Genomic DNA, 23,358 nt, shown 5'->3' on the forward strand with positions numbered 1-23,358 from the left:
CCCTCATCCAACGATCGGAAGGACTTGTCCTGGATAAAAAAGGATTGATAAGTCATGAGGTTGGTAGTATCTTTAAATTACAGACGAATTGATAGCGTTTTCACAAGACGGATCGTACATAAATTAATTCAACTCCTACCAAATTCCGTCATTTTGTGCAATCGTTTTCACTAACACAGAAAATATTAATTCATTTTAGAAAGGGGAAGATCAGTATGAAGAGAAACTCGTTTCAAAAAGGAATGGCTATGATTCTGTCCATTCTGTTAGTAGTTTCAATGTTTGGTGGCTACATGCCAAACACAACTACGGCAGCTACGGGCGCAACTGATGAGCGCTATGTTAGTTTTTCGTATGAGAGACCAGACCAAAACTATGAAGGTTGGAACTTATGGGTTTGGGGTACCGGATTACAGGATGGTCAGGTTCAATTCACTGAGGTGAAGGATGGAAAGGCCATGTTCAAGATTCCGGTTGCGCCTGAAGCAACGGAGATTGGATTTATTGTTCGTCTTGGAGACTGGCAGGCAAAAGATTATGAACAGGATCGCTATATCCAATTACATCAGCACGAGCTAATTACAAAGGTTCGAGTTACGAGCGGGCAGGGGGACTTTTTCATTGTTCCCGAAGTAACCGGTCCTCTTATGGACAACGGAAGTGCTCATTTCTATTTCCGCGATCAAGCGTTATATGCAGCAGATCAAATGCATACGGTTGAAAATGTTGAACTTGAAATCTTAGGTGAGCGCTATGTGATGCAGAGAGAGACAGAAAATGAGCGTTTTTCTTACAAGCTAAATAACGTTCCTAGTGGGGAGCATGAATACAGCTATTTTGTCACCATCAACGGTGTCACGACACAAGTAACCGATCCGTATAACACGGTGGACGGAAAATCAATTCTTTCTTACTCAGCATCTCAGCTGACGGTAAGTAGCTCGGTTCAGCCAGCGGCAATCAACTATAATGAAAACGCCGTTGTCACAGTCAATCTAGGAGCGGATGCAGACGTCCGTGAAATGTATATTGATTTATCGGCTATAGGCGGAAAAGATAAGGTAGCGATTAATCCGACCTTAAACGAAATTACTGTAGCAGTTGATCAGCATGTAACCGCAGGAGTTAAGACGTTACCAATTGTCGTTGTAGATGAGTTTGGCAACCGTCACCAAGGAGAAGCAACACTTGAAGTAAAAGCGCGTACATTTACAGGAGACGAAGTAGATTTTGACTGGGATGAAGCGGTCATTTATTTCATGCTGACAGATCGTTTCTTTGACGGCGATTCCTCTAACAATGACCCGTATGGTATTGGTTATGACAAGACGAAAACCGGCACATATCAGGGTGGAGATTTTAAGGGAATTACAAAGAAGCTTGATTATTTAGATCAGCTTGGCATAAATACTATCTGGATTAATCCAGTTGTGGAAAATATTAAGCACGATGTTCGCTTTGATACATCGGATACACCTTATTATGCTTACCATGGTTATTGGGCGAGTAATTTTGGTGAATTAAATCCACATTTCGGTTCTCTTGCTGATTTTCACGAATTAATTGATGAAGCGCATGCGCGTGGCATGAAGATTATGGTTGATGTTGTGTTAAATCATGCTGGATACGGATTAAAAGAAAAGGACAGTAGCACCATTCCACATTATCCTACAGACGTAGAGCGTGCCCGTTTTGCCGGTATGCTACGTGATGGTGGTACTGATACAATTCGCGGGGAGTTAGCGGGATTACCTGATTTTATAACGGAAGACCCTGCTGTTCGTGAGCAGATTGTCCAATGGCAGGTAGATTGGATTGAGAAATCAAGAACAGCAAAAGGGAATACGATTGATTACTTCCGTGTTGACACGGTAAAGCATGTTGAAGACACAACGTGGATGGCTTTTAAAAATGCCTTAACAAATGAAAAGGCAGACTTTAAGCTAATCGGCGAAGCATGGGGAGCGACTGTTGACGCAAACCAAGGATACTTACAATCTGGAACTATGGATTCTCTATTAGACTTTGATTTTAACGACCAGGCATTACATTTTGTGAACGGAAAAATGATGTCGGTTGAAAAAGCGCTAGAGAGCCGTAATGATAAGCTTTCTAATACTGCAACGATGGGGCAGTTTTTAGGAAGTCATGATGAAGATCGTTTCTATGAAACAGTTGATGGCGATTTAGGAAAATATCAAGTTGCGGCTTCCCTACAGCTAACGGCAAAGGGTCAGCCTGTCATCTATTACGGTGAGGAACTTGGCTTACCTGGTGCAAATAATTACCCGTATTATGATAACCGTCCAAATTTCCCTTGGGCCCAGGTTGAAGGAAACAAAATCCTATCACACTATCAAAAAGTACTTTCGTTTAGAAATGCGAATATGGATCTTTTTGCAAAAGGGTCACGTTCTACAATTGCTGGCTCGGACGCACTGCAATATTTAATCTTCTCACGCAGCTATAATGGGGAACATGCCTATGTTGGATTAAACACGTCTGACACAGCAAAAACAGTGGTCCTTGCTTTGGACTCAAATAAGGCAGTCGTGACGGACCATTATGCAAATGTCACCTATTCTACTTCAGAAGACGGTAAAGTGACGATTACCGTACCGTCTAAGGAAGATGGAGGAACTGCGTTGTTATCGGTTGAAAATGGTTCAATTCTAGAGGATCAACCGACTGACTCAGGCGAGGTTCCAGCTAATACGTTACGAATTCATTACCAACGAACAGATCATAGCTATGAAAACTTGGGCTTATGGCTATGGGGAGATGTGGCAGCACCATCTTCAAATTGGCCGTCAGGTGGAACACCATTTACAGAAGGTGGAGTTACTGACTACGGCGTTTACGTCGATGTTGAGTTAAAGTCAAATGCAGCAGGCGTTGGATTCTTGGTGTTAAACACGACAAACGGGGAAAAAGATGGTGGAGATAAATGGCTAGAATTAACTTCACCTGAAATGAATGAAATATGGATTAAGCAAGGCTCCGATGAAATCTATTTATTTGAGCCGGTTGAGCTTCCTGCAAACACAGTCCGCATATATTACGACCGTACAAACGATGACTATGACAACTGGGGCGCATGGGTGTGGGAGGATGTAGCAGCACCTTCTCAAGGCTGGCCAAATGGCGCAACAGATTCAGCGGGTATTGGGAAGTTTGGAGCTTATTATGATATTCAACTAAAAGAAAATGCTAAAAAGCTAGGCTTTCTTTTTGTGAACAAAGCAGATAGTAAGCAAACAAGAGACTTTACATTCGAAATGCTAGATCAGCATAACGTGCTTTTTGTTAAAGAAGGTGATGACAACGTGTATACAGATCCGTATGGTTCAGGGCAGGTTGCACTTTTATCCGGAGAGGTTTTATCAGAACAAGAATTGACACTCCTTGTATCCAAAACAGAGGGATTAGATGTAGAGCAATTCAAGCAGGAGCTAGTAGTGAAGGATGCAGCAGGAAACGATGTGACGATTGACCGTGTCACAATTGAAGGCAATAAACAGATCCACCTTCACGGTACTTTTGATATAGAGAAGGTTCCTTATAGCATCACGTATGGAGACAGAACGATTACGGTGAAATCGGGCTGGAGACTAATGGATGCCATGTACGGCTATGACGGTGAGCTTGGGGCAAAGCTTAACAAGGATGGTTCTGCTGAGTTAAAGGTTTGGTCTCCAACTGCAGATGCCGTGTCCGTTGTGTTATATGATAAAAAGGATCAGAACAAAGTGGTTGATACGATTGAGATGACAAAGGGTGAAAAAGGTGTTTGGTCTGTTACCCTGTCAAAAGACAACACAGGAATTCGAAAACTAAAAGGCTATTTCTATCATTACGAGATTACTCATGGCGACACAACGAAGCTAGCGTTAGATCCTTATGCAAAGTCTATGGCTGCTTGGAACCAGGAATCAGGTGACCCAATTGGAAAGGCGGCCATCGTGGATGTGTCCGATATCGGACCGAAATTAAATTATGCGAAAATCCCTGGATTTAAAAAGAAGGAAGATACGATTATTTACGAAGTTCACGTGCGCGACTTTACGTCAGATCCAACGATCGACAAGGACTTGAAATCACAGTTTGGAACGTTTGCTTCGTTTGTTGAAAAGCTGGATTATATTGAAGATTTAGGTGTCACACACGTTCAGCTTTTACCAGTAATGAGCTATTATTTTGCTAATGAGTTAAATAATGGCGAAAGAATGCTAGAATATGCTTCTACAAAAACGAATTACAACTGGGGATATGATCCACAGAGCTATTTCTCTTTATCAGGTATGTATTCAGAAAACCCGAACGATCCTGAACTGAGAATTAAAGAGTTTAAGAAGCTAATTAAAGAGATTCATAAGCGAGATATGGGTGTTATTTTAGACGTGGTGTATAACCATACTGCTCAAGTATCTATATTTGAAGATTTAGTACCAAACTACTATCACTTTATGGATGCAGATGGAACACCGAGAACGAGTTTTGGCGGTGGCCGCTTAGGAACGACTCATAAAATGTCACAACGAGTTTTAGTTGACTCCATTCTTCACTGGGTAAAAGAGTATAAGGTGGATGGCTTCCGTTTTGATATGATGGGTGATCATGATGCGGCAAGCATTCAGCTTGCATACGATAAGGCAAGGGAGTTAAATCCAAACCTAGTCATGATTGGAGAAGGCTGGAGGACATTTGCTGGTGACGAAAACATGCCAATTCAGGCAGCAGACCAGGATTGGATGCAATACACGGAAGCAGTTGGAAGCTTCTCTGATGAGTTTAGAAATGAGCTGAAATCTGGGTTTGGAAGTGAAGGGCAACCTCGATTTATCACAGGGGGAGCACGAAACGTTGGGCAAATTTTTGACAATATTAAAGGACAGCCGCATAACTTCGTTGCAGATCAGCCAGGGGATGTGGTGCAATACATCGCAGCTCATGACAATCTGACACTACATGATGTTATCGCCCAATCGATTAAAAAGGATCCAGATGTTGCGGAAAATAGCTTAGAGATTCATAAGCGCATTCGAATAGGCAATGCAATGGTCTTAACATCACAAGGTATTGCGTTTCTACATGCAGGTCAGGAATACGGACGTACGAAACAGTGGAGAGCAGGGGCAGCGGAAGCACCGTATAAGTCTACGTATATGACAGACGAAAAAGGTGAACCGTTTCAGTATCCGTACTTTATCCATGATTCGTATGATTCGTCAGATATCATTAACCGAATCGACTGGAGTAAAGCGACAGATAAAAAGAAGTATCCGGTTAACTATACAACAAGAAAGTATACAGAAGGTTTGATCAAGCTGCGTCGCTCAACCGATGCATTCCGTCTTGGCTCAAAGGAACTCATTGACCAAAACGTGACAATGCTAGATGCGCCTGAAATGAATAGCCAGGATCTGCTTATTGCCTACAAATCCGTCGCTACAAATGGTGAAGCTTACTACGTTTTCATCAACGCAGATTCAAAAGCTAGAAAACTAACGCTATCAGAAGACCTAACGCGAGGAGACGTACTAGTCGATCAAGATCAAGCCGGAACAAAGAAAATAAACAAGAAAAAACAAACTGGCTTCACATTATCATCTACAACCATCGAACTACAACCGCTCACAACAGTCGTGATAAAAGTAAAATAATGTGAAAGTGGGGCAGGGGCATAGGTACCTTGTCCCCATTTTTGGGTAATATCTTATTAATGAGGAAAGTAAAACAAGACAGAATAATACAATGACGTATATGATAATGTTAACAATAGAATAATAATATTATAGGGAGGAAATAACATGAGCTATGAGATTGTTACATTACCATCCTACCGTGCAGTAGGACTAAAATGGGCAGGGACTTTTGACGAGATTGTCCCACATTTGAAACATGTTATCCGACAAATGGAAGAGCGCGTTGAAGAGTTACAGCATAAAATAAATCCCGATGTTCAGTTAGGCCTATCCTATCATGTTATTGAAAATGGCTTCACCCATTACGCTGTATATGAAGTAAGTGAAGAACAAGAAATTCCTGATGGGATGACGGAGATCCGGGTTCCTGAATGGCAGTATGTGAAGACGACACACAAAAAAGGGGAAGATGTACAAAAGACATATACGGACCTTCATCTATGGTTAAGTAATAGTGACTATACGGCTTTTAGAGAAGCAGGTGTAGACTATTATGATCCTTATATGCCGATTAAACATGAACATTATCCTGTAGATTCAGATCCCAATGATCCACACTTTGATATTTATATACCGATTGTAAAAAAATGATTTCTTCAACTGAGTAAGTGTCATACATAAAGGCTGTTTTGTAAAGGTTGTCGCATTCGCGAAAACCTACAAAAGAGCTTTTTTTAATTAGTATGGTAAAATTTGTATAAGAGGTGTGAATATGAATGGATTAAACCTTGCAATGTTCGTCTACATCGGTTCAATGCTATTTGCTATATTTTTAAGCTTTAAATATGGTTCCTTTATGATTAGAAAAACTAGGATGTTTCTACCACAAGCGCTCATAGCTTGGTCACTGTACTTTACATTTTGTTTAGTAGCAATAGTAGGTTGGTTTTTATACGCTTGGGGTATAAATGAATTTCTTTTCTTTGGAGGATTAGTTTTCGGCACAGGTGTACTTATTGTGGGGGAAGTGGTGTTAATAACAAGCTTTTGTGTAAAGAGAAAGAAATGGATTCAACAGTATTAATAGGAAGGGTGCACACCGCAATGAAACAGGCTCAGAGATACATTCTCTGAGCCTGTCATGAGTTCGATTTGAATTAGAACTGAATAATCTTTGTCACAAATAATAGAACGAACACGATTAACACTGGTGCAACAAATCGTAGAGCGAAAATCCATAGTTTTCCGATTGTACTTTCGCTAAGGTCGGCCATTTCAGTTGCTTGCTTCGGTTTAAGTGCCCACCCGACAAATAGAGCAGTTAATAATCCACCAAGAGGTAGAAGAATATTAGATGCTAGGAAATCGACTGCGTCAAAGAAATTTAATCCAAAGATTGTGAACCCACTCCATGCTCCAAGTGAAAGAGAAGATGGAATTCCAAATAGGAAAATGATTGTTCCTAAGATCCAAGTTGCCTTTTGACGAGTCCATCCAAATTTACGGATAAAGTAAGCTACTGGTACTTCTAAAATGGATATAGCTGATGTTAGGGCAGCTACAGAAATTAGTAAGAAAAATAGTACCGAGAAGAACTGACCGAATGGCATTAATTCAAATACAGCTGGAAGTGTGATAAAGATTAGCCCTGGTCCTGCTCCTGGGTCCATTCCAAAGGCAAATACAGCAGGGAAAATCGCTAATCCAGCAAATAAAGCAAATCCTGTGTCAGCAAGACTGATTCCAACAGATGCCGTTGGAAGATTCACGTTCTTTGGTAAGTAGCTTCCGTACGTAATCATCGTACCCATACCTAAGCTTAACGAGAAGAAGGCATGTCCTAATGCAACGAGAACAGCTTCCGTACTTAAAGCTGAGAAGTCAGGTGAGAATAAAAATGAAATTCCATCCCCTGCACCTGGTAGAGTCACACTACGAATAACTAGTATTAATAGAAGAACACCTAGAGTAGGCATTAAAATTTTATTCCACTTTTCAATACCCTCTTTAATACCCTTCACAACAATGACGATGACGATAAACATAAATAATAATTGCCATAAGATTGGGCTTAAAGAAGTTCCGATAAACCCACCGAAATGATCACCCATTTGCTCAGCAGGAATTGAAAGAAGTTCCCCGTTCATTGCCTTCGTTGTATACGATAAGGCCCAACCTGCTACTACTCCATAAAATGAAAGAATTAAAAAGGCCGCCACTACTCCAAATAAACCTGTAACAAACCAAGGCTTTCCTGGTGTTAACTCTTGGAAAGAGCCAATAGCATCCTTCTGAGTTTTTCTACCAATTGAAAATTCAGCTAACATAATAGGAATACCAATAAGTGCAATACATACTAAGTAAACGATGATGAATGCAGCTCCACCATTTTCTCCTGTAATATAAGGAAACTTCCAGATGTTACCTAAACCTATCGCAGATCCCATCGCTGCGAGCATAAAACCTGATCGTGTTTTCCATTGTTCACGACCGTGTGGATCTAGTTGACTCATTTTTGTCCTCCTCGTTGTCAATCAATCTTAAATAGATTGAAAATTAACAAAATTAATTATTTAACATTTTAGTATTTTACCCTTAAATTTAAAGTTTTACAATAAAAAATTTGTCGAAAAAGAACCAAAAGTTTTATCCTTCCTAACTTTCTATAAATTTGACACCCAAAAAAATGTAACCATAAGTAAAATTAAAGCCCTTACAAGAACATGGATGTTTTTTTACAATGAAAGAGTGAAAGACAAAGACCGTACCGATGGAGGTGATAGTGGTGGAAATGAATTCAAAAATCGAAACAATAACAGAAGAACATATCACCGTCAGTAAAAAGACAAAAGCAAAACGTCTTTTTAAGAAGTTAGTGGAGCAAAGGCAACTTCAAATTATGGCTCTTATTGGGGTAGTATGGATGTTTATTTTCAACTATATCCCGATGTATGGCTTAATTATAGCTTTTAAGGAATATAGCATTATCAAATCGATCGGAGAAGCTCCGTGGGTAGGCCTTATGCAGTTTAAGGAGTTTTTAGCTGATGATAATTTTTGGATTGTCCTTAAAAACACACTAGGTATAAGCCTAATTAAATTATTTATTGCGTTTCCGTTACCAATCATATTTGCTTTGTTATTGAACGAGCTTACTTCCTTAAAGTTTAAGAAAATGGTCCAAACGATTTCCTACCTACCCCACTTTATATCTTGGGTAGTATTAGGTGGAATCATGACAACATGGCTTGCTGATATCGGAATTTTAAATGATATTTTACTAAATTTAGGGTTAATCAGTGAGAGGACAAACTTCTTAGCAGAACCTGACTATTTTTGGGGAATTGTCATTTTATCAGATATTTGGAAAGAGCTAGGATGGTCTGCAATTATCTATTTAGCTGCGATAGCAGGGGTTTCAACTGAATTATACGAAGCAGCAACTATTGACGGTGCTAATAGATTTCAAAAAATGTGGCATGTCACATTACCTGCCATTCGCCCAACGATTACTATTCTATTCATTCTTGCGGTAAGTGGTGTGTTAAATTCAAACTTTGATCAAATTTTAATCTTACGTAATTCACTGAATGAAAGTGCTAGTAATGTAATTGATATTTATGTATATAAAGTAGGTATTGAAAATGCTAGATACTCTTATGCGACAGCAGTAGGGTTACTAAAAGCAGTTATAGCCTTCATCTTATTGTTATCAGCTAACAAGATTGTGAAGAAACTTAATGGGAATTCTTTATTCTAAGGGGGTGTCTAGATGTTCAAGCTTTTTAAATTAAATAGACGGACAAAAAGTGAGTATATTTTTGACAACCTCAATTTGCTGTTCATGCTCATTATCTGCTTCATCACAGTTTATCCAATTTGGTACGTATTAGTAAATTCCTTAAATGATGGTGTAGATGCCATGAAAGGCGGAATTTATTGGTGGCCTCGAGAGTTTACATTCGAAAACTACGAGGCGGTATTTGCGAATCCAGGAATTCTTACCTCTTTTGGTGTAACTGTCGCTAAAACAGTAGTTGGAACGCTTACTCACGTATTATTTACAGCAATGGTTGCCTATGCGTTTTCACGTAAAGACCTTTATGGTAGAAAGTTTTATATGGTCTTTGGGATTATCACGATGTTCTTTAGTGGAGGTTTAATTCCTTACTTTCTATTAATTAGAGACTTAGGGCTTTTCGATAATTTCCTAGTATATATTATCCCAACTCTGTTTAACTTCTTCCATCTGATCATTTTTGTTTCCTTCTTTAGAGAATTACCAACTTCACTTGAAGAAGCAGCAAAGATTGATGGAGCGAGTGACTTTATGATTTTTATTAAGGTAGTTCTTCCATTATCAATGCCGGTTATTGCAACGATTGCCTTATTCCAGGGTGTATACCAATGGAATGACTATTTCGCAGGAGTGATCTTTGTAAATAATCCTGAACTACAACCGATACAGACGTATCTATATAAAGTAGTAGCGGAATCAAGCTCCAATCAGATGATGATGAATGCACCTGGTGGAATTACAACCAAAACCGTTACGTCGCAATCGATTAAACTTGCGACAATGGTTGTTACAACATTACCAATCATGCTTGTATATCCATTTTTACAAAAGTACTTTGTAAAAGGAATGCTAATTGGTTCAGTAAAAGGTTAATGATTTTAGGTATTAAAAGCTTTTCAAAAGAAAAGCCTTTAAATATAGTGGCACTGTTCAAAAAACAGTGCCTAACAAAAATAAGGGGGAAATTATAATGAAGAAAAACTTGTTTTCAAAGACAATTACTTTCATTTTAATGATGTCTATGTTTGTAGCATTGTTTGCTGGATGCTCAAATAGTGAGTCAAATGAAAGCGCTTCAAACGAAAATAAAGAAAAAGATGCACCAAAGCTTTCAGCTGATGAGCCAGGTTGGCAAGCGGACACGTCACCTATTACATTTGACTGGTATGTAAACTTCTCTTGGTATGCAAGTAAATGGGGAGAAGATGCAGTTTCTAAGTATGTGACTGACAAAACAGGTGTATCAGTTAACTTTATTTCACCTGCAGGTAATGAAGCTGAAAAAATGAATACGATGATTGCATCTGGTAAGCTACCGGACTTTATCACAATTGGTTGGTGGGAAGATGCAGTAAAGAAGATGATTGAAGGGGAATTAGTTCTTCCTTTAAATGAACTTGCTGAAAACTATGATCCGTATTTCTTCAAAGTAGCGGATGGTGCAAAACTAGAGTGGTATAAGCAAGAAAATGGCAATGTATACGGTTATCCAAATGCTTCATCATCACCGAAGGATTTTGATCAGTATAAAGAACTTAAGCCATCTAACCAAACATTCCTTGTAAGAAAAGATATGTACGAAGCAATCGGTAGTCCAGATATGAGAACTCCAGAAGGATTCTTAGCAGCACTTAAAGCAGCAAAAGAAAAATTCCCTGAAGTAAATGGAGCTCCATTAATTCCATTTGGTCTAAATGAATTTACAGATGTTGGTAATACTTCTTTAGAAGGTTACTTACAAAACTTCTTAGCGATTCCTATGGAGAAGGATGGAGAACTGTACGACCGTACAACTGATCCAGAATATCTAGCATGGTTAAAAACATTTAGAGAAGCAAACGATATGGGATTACTTGCAAAAGATATCTTCATTGATAAGCGTCCACAAATGGAAGAAAAAATTGCACAAGGTCGTTACTTTGCAATGCTTTACCAACGTAGTGATTTAGCAGCTCAACAACAAGCTTTATATGCAAATGATCCAAACTCAGTATATATCGCAGTTGATGGTCCTGCTAACTCTAATCTAGATGCACCAACTCTTGCTGGAGATAGCATCTCTGGATGGACAGTAACGTTAATTTCAAAAGATGTAAAAGATAAAGAAAGAGCAATTCGTTTCCTAAGCTATTTAATTAGTGAAGAAGGTCAGAAGGATCTTTATTTAGGTAAAGAAGGCGAAATGTATGAAGTTGTAGACGGTAAGTCTCAATTCAAACCAGAAGTACTAGAATTATTAAATAACGACCGTGCTGCGTTTGACCAACAATACGGTGGATCATATAAGTTCTGGATGTTAATGGATACGAATATGAGTCTTGCATGGGCACCACCTGCTGCTGAACCGTTTAAGCAAATGGAAGATTGGACAAAAGGTAAAACAATGAGTTTCGCAGCGTATGATGGAATTAACCCAACAGGTACTTCTGCAGAAGGTGTTGCAGGAAGTAAGATTGCTCAAGAGTGGGGTAAAACATTACCTAAACTATTATTAGCAAAATCAGATAAAGAGTTTGATGAAATCTTCAACAAATTCTTAGATAAGCGCGATGATTATGGCTATGATAAAGTGAAGGAATACCAAGAAAACTACTTCAAGAAGAATAAAGAAAAGCTTGATGCAGCAACAAAATAAAATAGTTAGAAAAAACCCAGGATTTCTTCTGGGTTTTTTCCTATATATATCTGGAGTGATATAATCAAAACTAGATGAAGATGAAATATTCTAGTGGATGTGATGGTAATGAAAAAACTAATGCAAATTTCACCGTTCCAAAAGCTGTGGGGAATATCGTTACAAAATAAATTAATTTCGTTATATGTCATCATATTTATGATACCTGCTATTATTTTTACTTTTTATTATTCAAATCAACTTTATGAAAACTCCTTGCATGCGATTACGAGAAAAAATGAAAATTTATTAGAGATGGAACGTATTCATATTCTTAACAACATTGAGTCTATGAGAAGAACAGCTCAATTGGTAGCATCTGATAACCATTTCATTGAATATATCAAAACAAGAAATGAAACCAATATAAACGAACTGATCGATTTTAAGATGAATGCCTTTTCAAATGTGGCAAAGCTTCAAAATAATAACCCAACCATTGCACATATCCGGCTTTTTACAAGTAATCCATATGTAACAGAAATGTGGCCTATCGTGTTTAAAGAGGAGAGAATTTTAGATAAACCTTGGTTAAGCGAAGTGTTGGCTCGAAACGGTATGGAAGTATGGTCATACGAAAAGAGTGATCTTGACTTATTAGATCGTTATTTAATTATAAATAAAAATGCCAAGATTTCCTTACTTCGGGAGATTGAGTATCCGTTGGATGAACACTTAGGAATCATTGAGATTAGTATGCATCTCAAGAACTTTTATCCTAAAATGTATAGTCCTGTTACTGATGGACAATCGGAGATGATTGTAATAGACCCACATCATAATGTGTATCAGGACCCTAATCAACACTTTTTAAAAGAACATGACATTAAGTTATCAGTCATACAAGAAGAATTTACAGCGATAAAGAATCAAGAAATCGCAAGTGTTCAATTTGAGCATAACAATATCCCCTACTTGATTGGTTCAACCTATGTGGAAGAAATAGACTCTCATGTTTTAAACGTACTCTCTTTAGAAAACATATATGCCGAAATGAAATTGACTAGAAACATTGTATTAAGCGGTACGTTTTTGCTCGTTTTCATTCTTTCAGTCTTAACGTATTTTTTAATTTCTTTTCTACTAAAGAGACTATATAAACTAATTGACCTAATGAAACGAGTCGAAGCAGGGGATTTCTCTGTACAAGTAGATATCTATGGTGAGAGTGAGATCGCACAATTAGCTCATCATTTTAGAGAAATGTTAAAAAAAATCAATAGGTTGATTGCGGATGCCGTCAACAAACAAGCTTCAACAAAAGAGGTAGAATTACGAGCACTGAAAACGCAGATCGATGCACACTTTTTATATAACACATTAGAGAATATTAAAATGATGGCAGAAATTGAAGAGAAATATGATATCTCTGATGCACTGACGTCACTCGGAGAAATGATGAGGTATAACTTAAAGTGGAAAAATGATTTTGTGGTTCTTCAAGAAGAGGTTACCCATATCCGGAATTATATTGATATAATGAATTTGCGACTTGATAAGCGTATTACTTTGAAAGTAACCATTCCACCTGATTTAATGGACCAAGAAATTCTTAAGATGTCTCTTCAACCTATCGTAGAAAATTCATTAAAACACGGTATTGGTCCATCTATTTATGATCGAGAGGGAATGTTGGTGATTTCTGCTGTATTAATGAATGACTTCGTTAAGATTGAAGTCATTGATAATGGGATTGGAATAGCACCTGATGAATTAGAGAACCTTAATAAACAAATTCAAGTGCACGAGGGAAAAGCGCCAGAACACCTCCATTCTGAAGGTGGAATTGGTCTTCGAAACGTGAATGAGAGAATTAAACTTCATTACGGAAAAGAATATGGACTTCATGTGGAAAGCCTTGAAGGCAAATACACGAAAGTTGTAGTGACATTACCTTGTCTAGTGATCAAGGGGGTACGGAAGCATGTATAGACTTTTAATAGTAGACGATGAGAAAAACATTCGTCTCGGAATCCAGGCAATGATAAAAAGAGAGTTTTCGGACGTATTTGACATCTTAGTAGCTTCTGATGGACAAGAAGCATTGGATATTATGGCTCAGGAATCAGTTGATATTATGATTACAGATATTAAGATGCCGAGGATGGATGGAATCACTCTTATTCAAGAAGTACAAGATAGGAAAATGAAAACATCTGTCATCATCCTTAGTGGTCATGATGATTTTGAGTATGCCAAAGCGGCTATAAAGTCAAAAGTAAAAGATTATTTATTAAAACCGGTTAATCGAAAAGAGCTTTCTCAATCCCTTAATAGGGTGTTAGAAGAATTAGAGGCTGACCAAGAAAAGGGAGTAGAACATTTAGATGAATTACGTACAAGCCAACTAAATTATATACTACTAAATCAGCATATTGATGAGGATGAGATTCAACGAATATGCCAAAATCTAAAAATGCACGAATACCCGAATGGATACTATGTTGACATACTTGTGAATAAAAGTGGAATGGGTCCGATTGAATGTCTTAAACGAGTTAAACATCTACTTGAAAAACGAGATGGTCAGGAGGATAGGCAGCATATTAGTTTTAATGATAACTATGGTCATGTGGTTCTCCTAACACCAGATGCAACAGTGTTTGATTACCTAACAGAGAAATCAAAAGAAGATAAGTACTTTCACTTGTTCCAGTCAGTAAGTGAAAAACAATGGGAGTTAAAGAAACTAAAAGAGGGCTATAACCAAGCATTCTTATCTAAAAAATATCAATTTCTATTACCAAGATGTGAGGTCATCCAGTATGAAGAAGTTAAGAACAAACAGTTCGAGCCGGAAGACCTGCCTGAGGAATTAATTTATAAAATCTCTAATATGCTAGGAACAGATCGAGATAAGGAGTTAAAATACAGCCTTTTAAGCGTCTTTGACTATGAAAAGATTTCATCGCGAGGGATTGCTTATATGGAAGCAATTAGCGAAGCAATCAATCAGCATATTTTTGATAACTTCTTCAACAAATTAGGAGAAGAATCCATTGAGATTTTTAAGTTATATAGCAAAGTGGGAGATATGTACAACTATAAAGACTTCCATGACTACTATTATGCAGTTGAAGATTTAGTCATGCGTCTTCATGAGTACGTTAAGCAAGTGAAGTCTGTCTACTCTGATCAGAAATATATAGGCAAAGCCATAAAGTATATAGAAGAAAATTATCATACTGATTTAAATCTCGCAGTTGTTTCCAATTATATTTCCGTTAATTACTCCTATTTTAGTCATACGTTTAAGGAGTTTACTGGCAGTAATTTTGTAGACTATGTTAAAAAAATCAGAATCAATGAAGCGAAAAAACTTCTAAAAGAAACGGATTATAAGGTTTTTGAGGTCGGCGAGAAGGTTGGATATAAGAACTCAAAACAGTTTGCTAGAGTTTTTAGAGAGATGGAAGGAATTTCGCCAAAGGAGTTCCGGAGCAACAATTAACTAGATAAGTGAGGGAATCGATTGAAATATCGAACACTTGGAAGTACAGGAATTCAAGTTTCAGAGGTCGGATTTGGAGCTTGGCAATTAGGCAATACAAAAGATTGGGGGGAAATGCCAGACAAAGAGGCTATTTCCCTCGTTCATCATGCGATGGACCAAGGCTGTACCTTTTTTGATACGGCTCCTAATTACGGAGCCGGAAAAAGTGAAGAATTGCTAGGAAAAGCTCTAGTTGAGAAAAGGGATCAAGTCATCATCAATACAAAGATTGGCCATCACTCTAATAATGTAGTTGATTTTGATGCTAAAAAGCTGAGACACTCTATTGAATTAAGTTTAAAACGCCTCCAAACGGATTATGTAGATACATTACTTCTTCATAATCCGCCATCGGACTGCTTACGTGGCAATAGTGAGCAGTTTGAACTGTTAGATACTTTGAAGAGTGAAGGTAAAATCAGGGCATATGGAGCATCTGTTGATTCAAGTCAGGAAATGCTTGAAATTTTAGAACATACAAATGCTCAAGTGATTGAAGTGATGTTCAATATATTTCATCAAGAGCCTGAAAAAGCCTTTCATAGAGCAAAAGAAAAGAATGTAGGACTTATCATTAAGGTCCCACTAGATTCCGGCTGGCTTACAGGGAAATATCATAAAGACAGTATCTTTACCGGTATTAGAAGTAGATGGTCAAAGGAGCAAATGGAACGGAGGCAGAACCTGCTTCAAAAACTAGAAACAGTAGTTGGTGATGAATCCATCGTACAAACAGCCTTGCGTTTTATCCTGGCATTTCAGGAAGTCTCAACAGTTATTCCAGGTGCTAAAACGATTCATCAACTAGAAGAAAATGTAGCTGCAAGTACAAGGGAAATGTCACCAGAGTTAAGAAGAAGCATTCAATGCTTTTGGCAAGAAGAGATCGAACATTCACCTTTAGGCTGGTAGTAGCAACAAGTAGAGAGTAATGGAGGTTTCACTATGAGGTATAACCCAAATGAACAACGTTATGAACAAATGATATATAACCGATGTGGGAGTTCAGGATTAAAATTACCAGCTATTTCTTTAGGTCTTTGGCATAATTTTGGTGGGGAAGATGTATATGAGAATGGACGAGCATTGGTCCAAAAAGCATTTGATTTAGGCATCACTCATTTTGATTTAGCAAATAACTATGGGCCACCACCCGGGTCAGCTGAAGAAACGTTTGGTAAGATTCTAAAACAAGATTTTGCTGGGTATCGAGATGAGATGATCATTTCTACCAAAGCAGGTTACTATATGTGGCAAGGTCCTTACGGTGATTGGGGATCAAAGAAATATTTAATTTCTAGTTTAGATCAAAGCTTAAAAAGAATGGGGCTTGATTATGTAGATATCTTTTATCATCATAGACCGGATCCGGACACCCCTTTAGAAGAAACAATGTTAGCTTTAGATCAAATCGTCAGACAAGGTAAAGCGTTATATGTTGGTATTTCAAATTACGGTGTAGAAGAGTCAAAGAAAGCAATAGCTATTCTGAAAGAACTAGGGACACCGATGCTCATTCACCAAGCCGCGTATTCTATGTTTAACCGTTCAGTTGAAGATGGTTTAACCAACTTGCTAGAAGACGAGGGGGTTGGATGCATCGCTTTTGTACCACTCGCACAAGGGCTATTAACAAACCGCTATATCAACGGTATACCTTCTGATTCAAGAGCCATGAAGGATAAAAGCTTTCTAAACAAGGAAGATGTATCACAAGAAGTAGTGCAAAAGGTAATCTTACTTAACAATATTGCAAAAGAACGAGGACAAAGCTTGGCTCAAATGGCATTAGCTTGGGTATTAAGAGAAAAAAGCGTTACTTCTGCATTAATTGGAGCTAGTAAAGTTAGTCAAATTGAAGAGAATATAAAAACATTAGAAAATCTTCATTTCTCACATGAAGAATTGACATTAATAGATGACATACTTCAAGGAAAATAGCGAGCTTAGGCTCGTTATTTTTTTGTTCATCCTATATATGGTTGCTTCGTAAAGATAGCAAATGCCGGATATTTTTAGAAAGGAGTCATTCTAAAATATCGTAACCGAATACAAAATTCCTCGTCTAAAGTAATCGTTCTGAACAGGGTAAAATAGTAGAATACGCAGTAAATTTATGATGAATAGGATGGAGTGGAGAACATGGTAGTAGAAAACAGTCAGACAAATCCCTCACATGCCCTTCAAGCAACCATTAGTAAAGGAGAAAAGATGGGGACGACTAAGATTACAGACGTTGTTATAGCTTCAGGTCATCATCTAGCAGTGAAGATTTCATCCTCACCAATCATAAATACGACAGTTGGGGAAAAAGTGCCTTTTGATCGAACTGTTACAAATCCCTATATTCTAGGAAGTTGTATTACTGGAGTGGATGCAGTAATAAACAAATATATTGGGGTGTATGAAGTAGATCATAATGACCAAATCGTAAACTATAAATTGATTACGCTTACAGAGGGAGATATTCAACCAGCTCATTGGAAACTTGTATGGGAAGATTCGTTCTTGGATTCAGAAATAGATGAAAAGAATTGGAACTTTGTCGATAGCGGTGGAGGTTTTGGTAATAAAGAGTTGCAATATTACACTCCTCGAAAACATAACGCACGCCTAGATGAGCAAATACTAGTGCTTGAAGCCCATAAGGAAACATGGAAAGAGCATCCTTATACGTCAGCTAAGCTGACAACAAAAGGAAAGCAAAGCTGGACCTATGGGCGTTTTTCAATTCGAGCTAAGCTTCCTGAAGGTCAAGGAATTTGGCCAGCTATTTGGATGATGCCAGAAGATATGGAGCTTTATTCCGGATGGCCGTCCTGCGGGGAGATTGACATTATGGAGATAGTGGGCCATAAACCTGAAACGGTACACGGAACACTTCATTACGGTGTACCACATACGTACACTGGAGAGTCGTATACACTTCCAAATGGTCAAAAATTCTCTGATGATTTTCATGAATTTACCCTAGATTGGGAACCAGAAGAATTCAGATGGTATGTCGATGGTATTCTTTATGCCAAACAAACGAATTGGTTTTCGATAAATGATAAGGATGGTACAGCTGTAAAGTATCCAGCTCCATTCAACCGTGATTTTTACTTGCAAGTTAATTTAGCCGTTGGTGGTAAATGGCCAGGTTATCCTGACGAAACCACTACCTTTCCGCAGCAAATGCTGATTGATTCAATAAAGGTATATAAAAAACATAGAGGTGAAAGAAATGACTAGATTTTCAAAGGATTTTATATTTGGTACCGCCACTTCTTCTTATCAAATAGAAGGAGCTTATAAAGAAGATGGTAGAACGCTATCCATATGGGATACATTCTCACGTATTCCAGGAAAAGTGTGGAATATGGATCATGGTGATGTAGCATGTGATCATTACCACCGTTATGAAGAAGATGTAGAAATACTCAAAACATTAGGGGTAGACTCTTATCGTTTCTCCATCGCATGGCCAAGAATTTTTCCTGAGCAAGGAAAGTACAATCCTGCAGGTATGGATTTTTATAAGAGACTCATTTCGAAATTAAAAGAAAATAACATTAAGCCATCTGTCACGTTGTACCACTGGGATCTTCCAATGTGGGCCCATGAACTAGGGGGATGGACAAATCGTGAATCGGTAAACTGGTTTAAAGAGTTCGCCAATATCTGTTTTGAAGAGTTGGATGCAGACGTAGATTCTTGGATTACACATAATGAACCATGGTGTGCCGGGTTTTTAGGCTATCATCAGGGAGTTCATGCACCGGGACATACGAATATGGAAGAAGCGTTAAAAGCAGTTCACCATATACTTTTGTCTCACGGAGAAGCTGTTGATTTACTCAAGAACCAATTCCAATCAAAGACTCCAATTGGGATTACGTTAAATCTATCACCTGTTTATGCTGCGAGTAACTCGACAAATGATCGCTTAGCAGCTAATAATGCAGACGGTTACGGGAATCGCTGGTTTTTAGATCCTGTCTTTAAAGGCAGTTACCCAGTCGATATGATGAATCTATTTTCAAAATATGTACATGATTATAGTTTTATACAAACGGGTGATTTGGAAAAAATCTCAATTGAATGTGACTTCTTCGGAATTAACTATTATTCTCGTTCATTCGTTGAGTTTTCAAGTGCTGCAGACTTCTTATATAAAGCAGCATACTCTGATTATGATAAAACGGGTATGGGCTGGGATATTGCTCCGAATGAATTTAAGGAACTTATTAGAAGGCTAAGAGAAGAATATACAAATTTACCAATCTATATAACAGAGAACGGTGCGGCATTTGATGATGTAGTGGCTGAGGATGGAAGAGTATATGATACAGAACGCCAGAAATATGTAGAAGAACATATTGCAGCAGTTGCTGATTTAAATGATGAAGGCATGAACATAGCAGGATATTATTTATGGTCATTGCTAGATAATTTTGAGTGGGCATTCGGATATGATAAACGCTTCGGTATTACGTATGTAGATTTTGAAACTCAAAAAAGGACGTTAAAAGAAACAGGTCATCGCTACGCAGACATTATACGTACAAGAACAATCTAATGAAGAGAGGTGCACATCATGGTCAATTATACGTTTAATGATGAGAATTACTTTGCAATCAATCAATATGATGAAGCGAAAACATTCTCAAGCTTTCTTCCTGGAATTGCAGGGGTATACGGAGTACCAATGTGGTCCTTTTATGTCAATCGAGGACAAGCGATTGTAAGCTTTGGTGTACAAGATAAAAATCATGCTATTACGGAGTTTTTCCCTGCCAATCAAGCCTATCAACGTGTCTCTACAAATGGATTTCGAACATTCGTAAAGATGAATGGAAAAGTCTCAGAACCATTTTCGTCAGCGAATTTTTCAGCTGAAAGAAAAATGTTCATAAAGGAAAACGAACTAAAAATACAAGAAGATAATAAAGAAACCGGTTTAAACACGACTGTTACGTACTTTACCTTACCTAATGAGAACTTTGCTGCACTTGTTCGTAAAGTTGAACTAGAGAACCATACAGACTCACTAATAGAGTTGGAAGTTGTAGACGGTCTACCGGCCATTATTCCTTTCGGTGTTGACGATGCGGCGTATAAGGCAGTGGGAAATACGCTAAAGAGTTGGATGGACGTTTTTAATCTTGAGAATAAAGTTCCTTATTACCGTGTACGCTCCTCAACAAATGATACAGCAGAGGTAGAAGAAGTGACAAAAGGTCATTTCTACTTAAGCTTTGTTCAGGACGGAGAGTTACTATCTCCCATTGTTGATGTGGAAGATGTGTTTGGTAAAAATACGTCTTGGTCTTTTCCAAATGAATTTGCGCAAGTGTCGGTAAAAGAGTTAGTAGAAAGAGAGCCAATAACCGCAAATAAAGTCCCATCTGGATTCTCAGCGTTCGAACAGAAGCTAGCTCCAGGTGAAAAGGTTACTTTATATACCATGATTGGTCATGTGAATGATATTAGTCTAATTAACGATAGAGTGTCAGACTTATCTCAATCATCCTATATGAATCAAAAATATCTAGAAGCAAGAGAACTAGTGAACGAAATTACAAAAGATATTCATACAGAATCAGGTCTACCGTTATTTGATGCTTACTGTAAACAAAGCTATTTAGATAATGTATTGCGTGGTGGACTACCGATGATGCTTGAAACAGAGGGGGATCCCTTTGTCTATTACGTATACTCTAGGAAACATGGTGACTTAGAGCGCGATTATAACTTCTTTTCACTAGCACCTGAATTCTTTTCACAAGGGAATGGGAACTTCCGTGATGTGAACCAAAATCGTCGAAATGATATCTTTTTCCACCCAGAAATAGGTGATTATAACATCAAGCTATTTATGAGTTTAATTCAGGCAGATGGATATAACCCGTTAGTCGTAAAAGGGGCAAGCTTTGAGCTGAAAGATAAGAGTGATGTGGAATGGGTGAAGGGAACCTTCGTATCAGAATCAGATCAACAATGGATTCAATCTAAATTAAGCGGCACCTATACACCTGGTTCTTTACTACAGTCCATCCTAGAACGAAAAATGGAACTTACAGTAGCTCCATCGGAATTTTTGAAACAGGTCCTTTCTAGAAGTAAGCAAAACATGGAGGCCGAATTTGGAGAAGGATATTGGATGGATCATTGGACGTATAACTTAGACCTGATTCAGAACTATCTTTCTATTTTCCCAGAGAAGCAAGATAGCTTGTTATTCCAAGATCATGACTATAAGTTCTTCACCAGCCACGTTTATGTGAAGCCGAGATCTGAGAAATATGTTGTAGCAGATGGGAAAGTACGTCAATACGGAGCCATCCATGAGAACCATGATGGTGAAGGAAATTGGTTGGTAACTAGTAATGGAGATCTCTATCGAACAAACTTAATGAGTAAGTTATTTGGTTTAGCTTTTATTAAGTTTTCCACGTTAGATCCTTTTGGAATGGGAATTGAGATGGAAGCCAATAAGCCGGGCTGGAATGATTCCATGAATGGCTTACCTGGATTATTTGGTTCTGCGATGAGTGAAACGTATGAACTAAAAAGAGTACTAGAATTTATGCTTGATGCATTAAAGCAGTCAGATCACAGTATTGCTGTACCGGTAGAATTACATCCGTTCATCGTATCGGTTAATAATGCATTAGAACAATACAGAAATGGCAGCCTAGATGATTTCCATTATTGGGATTCGGTTTCTTCTGCCCGTGAACAATACAGAGAAGCGGTAAGAAATGAAGTTTCCGGTGAGGAAGTGCATTTTACTTCGAATGATCTGGTTCTTATGCTTGAGAACTATCTTAACAAAGTAAATCTAGGGATTGATAAAGCAGTCATTCATGGCGAAGGATTAACACCGACCTATTTCTATTTTGAGGCAAGTGATTATAAGGTAACAGATCGAGTGAATGAAAAAGGTTTACCAATAGCGGAAGTACATGCGTTTCATGCAGTGCCTCTGCCACATTTCTTAGAAGGACCAGCAAGAGCGTTAAAAACGAACAAATCACAAGAAGAATCAAGTACTATTCACCAACTAATTAAGGAATCTGAATTGTATGACCAAAGCTTAAAGATGTATAAGACATCTAGCTCTTTAGAAGAGATGACATATGAAATTGGTCGTGCTCGCGCCTTTACACCAGGCTGGTTAGAGAGAGAATCCATTTTTATGCACATGGAATTCAAATATCTATTAAGTCTATTAAAAGCGGGACTATATGATGCATTCTTCGAAGATTTTAAGCATGCTTTACCTCCTTTTATGGATCCTGAAGTATATGGAAGAAGTACATTGGAGAATTCTTCTTTTATTGCAAGTAGTGTAAATCCAGATCCAGCTGTTCATGGTCAAGGATTTGTAGCGAGATTAAGTGGAACAACAGCTGAATTTTTAAGTATGTGGCAAGTGATGATGATGGGTAAGAAGTTGTTCTCAGTGAATGAGGATCAGTTAGTTCTTCAGTTGCAGCCTATTCTTCCAGAGTGGTTATTTAATGACCAAAATCAGATCCGCTTTGTTTTACTAGGAGAAGTAGAAGTCACTTACTATAATCCAGAAAGAAAAAATACGTTCGGTGTGGATGGAGTTAAAACGGTGAAATATGTTCTTCATGGGAATGAGGAGAAGATTGAAGTAGAGAACGACTTCTTAGAAGAAAAGTATGCTCTCTTAATTAGAAACAAAGAGATTAAGAAAATAGATGTTTATCTAGGATAAGCAAACAACGAATAG

14 protein-coding genes are annotated in these 23,358 nt (G+C 38.0%); 13 read left to right on the forward strand and 1 reads right to left on the reverse strand.

The genetic code is table 11. The annotated features are described in order from the left end of the window. Positions 1–215 precede the first annotated feature (215 nt). From LT143_RS16865 to LT143_RS16875, 3 genes are all read left to right on the forward strand, one after another. Positions 216–5,663: a pullulanase gene (locus LT143_RS16865; RefSeq protein ID WP_246944862.1), complete on the forward strand. Its 5,448-nt coding sequence runs from the start codon at positions 216–218 to the stop codon at positions 5,661–5,663. Positions 5,664–5,810: 147 nt separating this feature from the next. Continuing rightward, positions 5,811–6,296: a GyrI-like domain-containing protein gene (locus tag LT143_RS16870; protein ID WP_246944864.1), complete on the forward strand. Its 486-nt coding sequence runs from the start codon at positions 5,811–5,813 to the stop codon at positions 6,294–6,296. Positions 6,297–6,417: 121 nt separating this feature from the next. Beyond that, entirely contained in the window at positions 6,418–6,729 is a 312-nt protein-coding gene (locus tag LT143_RS16875; RefSeq protein ID WP_246944866.1) for a hypothetical protein, read from the forward strand. A gap of 73 nt (positions 6,730–6,802) precedes the next feature. Here LT143_RS16875 and LT143_RS16880 read toward each other — a convergent pair whose 3' ends face one another. After that, entirely contained in the window at positions 6,803–8,158 is a 1,356-nt protein-coding gene (locus LT143_RS16880) for a sodium-dependent transporter (protein WP_246944868.1), read from the reverse strand. A gap of 278 nt (positions 8,159–8,436) precedes the next feature. Here LT143_RS16880 and LT143_RS16885 point away from each other — a divergent pair, with 278 nt between their 5' ends. The 10 genes from LT143_RS16885 to LT143_RS16930 all read left to right on the forward strand — a co-directional run bounded on the left by LT143_RS16885 (position 8,437) and on the right by LT143_RS16930 (position 23,343). Beyond that, on the forward strand, positions 8,437–9,405 hold the full coding sequence (locus LT143_RS16885; protein ID WP_246944961.1) for an ABC transporter permease: 969 nt from the start codon (positions 8,437–8,439) through the stop codon (positions 9,403–9,405). A gap of 12 nt (positions 9,406–9,417) precedes the next feature. Next, a complete protein-coding gene (locus tag LT143_RS16890; RefSeq protein ID WP_246944870.1) occupies positions 9,418–10,317 on the forward strand; it encodes a carbohydrate ABC transporter permease in 900 nt (299 codons plus the stop codon). 97 nt (positions 10,318–10,414) lie between these two features. Further along, positions 10,415–12,079, forward strand: coding sequence for a type 2 periplasmic-binding domain-containing protein (locus LT143_RS16895; RefSeq protein WP_246944872.1), 1,665 nt, complete (start codon positions 10,415–10,417; stop codon positions 12,077–12,079). A gap of 108 nt (positions 12,080–12,187) precedes the next feature. Then, entirely contained in the window at positions 12,188–14,050 is a 1,863-nt protein-coding gene (locus LT143_RS16900; protein ID WP_246944875.1) for a sensor histidine kinase, read from the forward strand. Continuing rightward, a complete protein-coding gene (locus LT143_RS16905; protein ID WP_246944878.1) occupies positions 14,043–15,569 on the forward strand; it encodes a response regulator transcription factor in 1,527 nt (508 codons plus the stop codon). Before LT143_RS16900 ends, LT143_RS16905 begins: the two co-directional genes overlap by 8 nt. A gap of 21 nt (positions 15,570–15,590) precedes the next feature. Beyond that, positions 15,591–16,523 (forward strand): aldo/keto reductase, encoded by a 933-nt coding sequence (locus tag LT143_RS16910; protein ID WP_246944881.1) that lies wholly within the window; start codon positions 15,591–15,593, stop codon positions 16,521–16,523. A gap of 33 nt (positions 16,524–16,556) precedes the next feature. Beyond that, entirely contained in the window at positions 16,557–17,552 is a 996-nt protein-coding gene (mgrA, locus tag LT143_RS16915; RefSeq protein ID WP_246944884.1) for an L-glyceraldehyde 3-phosphate reductase, read from the forward strand. 201 nt (positions 17,553–17,753) lie between these two features. Next, entirely contained in the window at positions 17,754–18,845 is a 1,092-nt protein-coding gene (locus tag LT143_RS16920) for a family 16 glycosylhydrolase (protein WP_246944886.1), read from the forward strand. After that, on the forward strand, positions 18,838–20,172 hold the full coding sequence (locus LT143_RS16925) for a GH1 family beta-glucosidase (RefSeq protein WP_246944889.1): 1,335 nt from the start codon (positions 18,838–18,840) through the stop codon (positions 20,170–20,172). Before LT143_RS16920 ends, LT143_RS16925 begins: the two co-directional genes overlap by 8 nt. Positions 20,173–20,190: 18 nt before the next feature. Next, on the forward strand, positions 20,191–23,343 hold the full coding sequence (locus tag LT143_RS16930; RefSeq protein WP_246944891.1) for a cellobiose phosphorylase: 3,153 nt from the start codon (positions 20,191–20,193) through the stop codon (positions 23,341–23,343). Positions 23,344–23,358 lie beyond the last annotated feature (15 nt).

This window comes from Bacillus pinisoli, assembly GCF_023036475.1.
Lineage (GTDB): Bacteria > Bacillota > Bacilli > Bacillales > SA4 > Bacillus_BS > Bacillus_BS pinisoli.

Bases quoted from the DNA above. Each gene is read 5' to 3' on its own strand.
- LT143_RS16865 (WP_246944862.1), top strand. From the start codon at position 216: ATGAAGAGAAACTCGTTTCAAAAAGGAATGGCTATGATTCTGTCCATT.
- LT143_RS16870 (WP_246944864.1), top strand. From the start codon at position 5,811: ATGAGCTATGAGATTGTTACATTACCATCCTACCGTGCAGTAGGACTA.
- LT143_RS16875 (WP_246944866.1), top strand. From the start codon at position 6,418: ATGAATGGATTAAACCTTGCAATGTTCGTCTACATCGGTTCAATGCTA.
- LT143_RS16880 (WP_246944868.1), bottom strand. From the start codon at position 8,158: ATGAGTCAACTAGATCCACACGGTCGTGAACAATGGAAAACACGATCA.
- LT143_RS16885 (WP_246944961.1), top strand. From the start codon at position 8,437: ATGAATTCAAAAATCGAAACAATAACAGAAGAACATATCACCGTCAGT.
- LT143_RS16890 (WP_246944870.1), top strand. From the start codon at position 9,418: ATGTTCAAGCTTTTTAAATTAAATAGACGGACAAAAAGTGAGTATATT.
- LT143_RS16895 (WP_246944872.1), top strand. From the start codon at position 10,415: ATGAAGAAAAACTTGTTTTCAAAGACAATTACTTTCATTTTAATGATG.
- LT143_RS16900 (WP_246944875.1), top strand. From the start codon at position 12,188: ATGAAAAAACTAATGCAAATTTCACCGTTCCAAAAGCTGTGGGGAATA.
- LT143_RS16905 (WP_246944878.1), top strand. From the start codon at position 14,043: ATGTATAGACTTTTAATAGTAGACGATGAGAAAAACATTCGTCTCGGA.
- mgrA (WP_246944884.1), top strand. From the start codon at position 16,557: ATGAGGTATAACCCAAATGAACAACGTTATGAACAAATGATATATAAC.
- LT143_RS16920 (WP_246944886.1), top strand. From the start codon at position 17,754: ATGGTAGTAGAAAACAGTCAGACAAATCCCTCACATGCCCTTCAAGCA.
- LT143_RS16925 (WP_246944889.1), top strand. From the start codon at position 18,838: ATGACTAGATTTTCAAAGGATTTTATATTTGGTACCGCCACTTCTTCT.
- LT143_RS16930 (WP_246944891.1), top strand. From the start codon at position 20,191: ATGGTCAATTATACGTTTAATGATGAGAATTACTTTGCAATCAATCAA.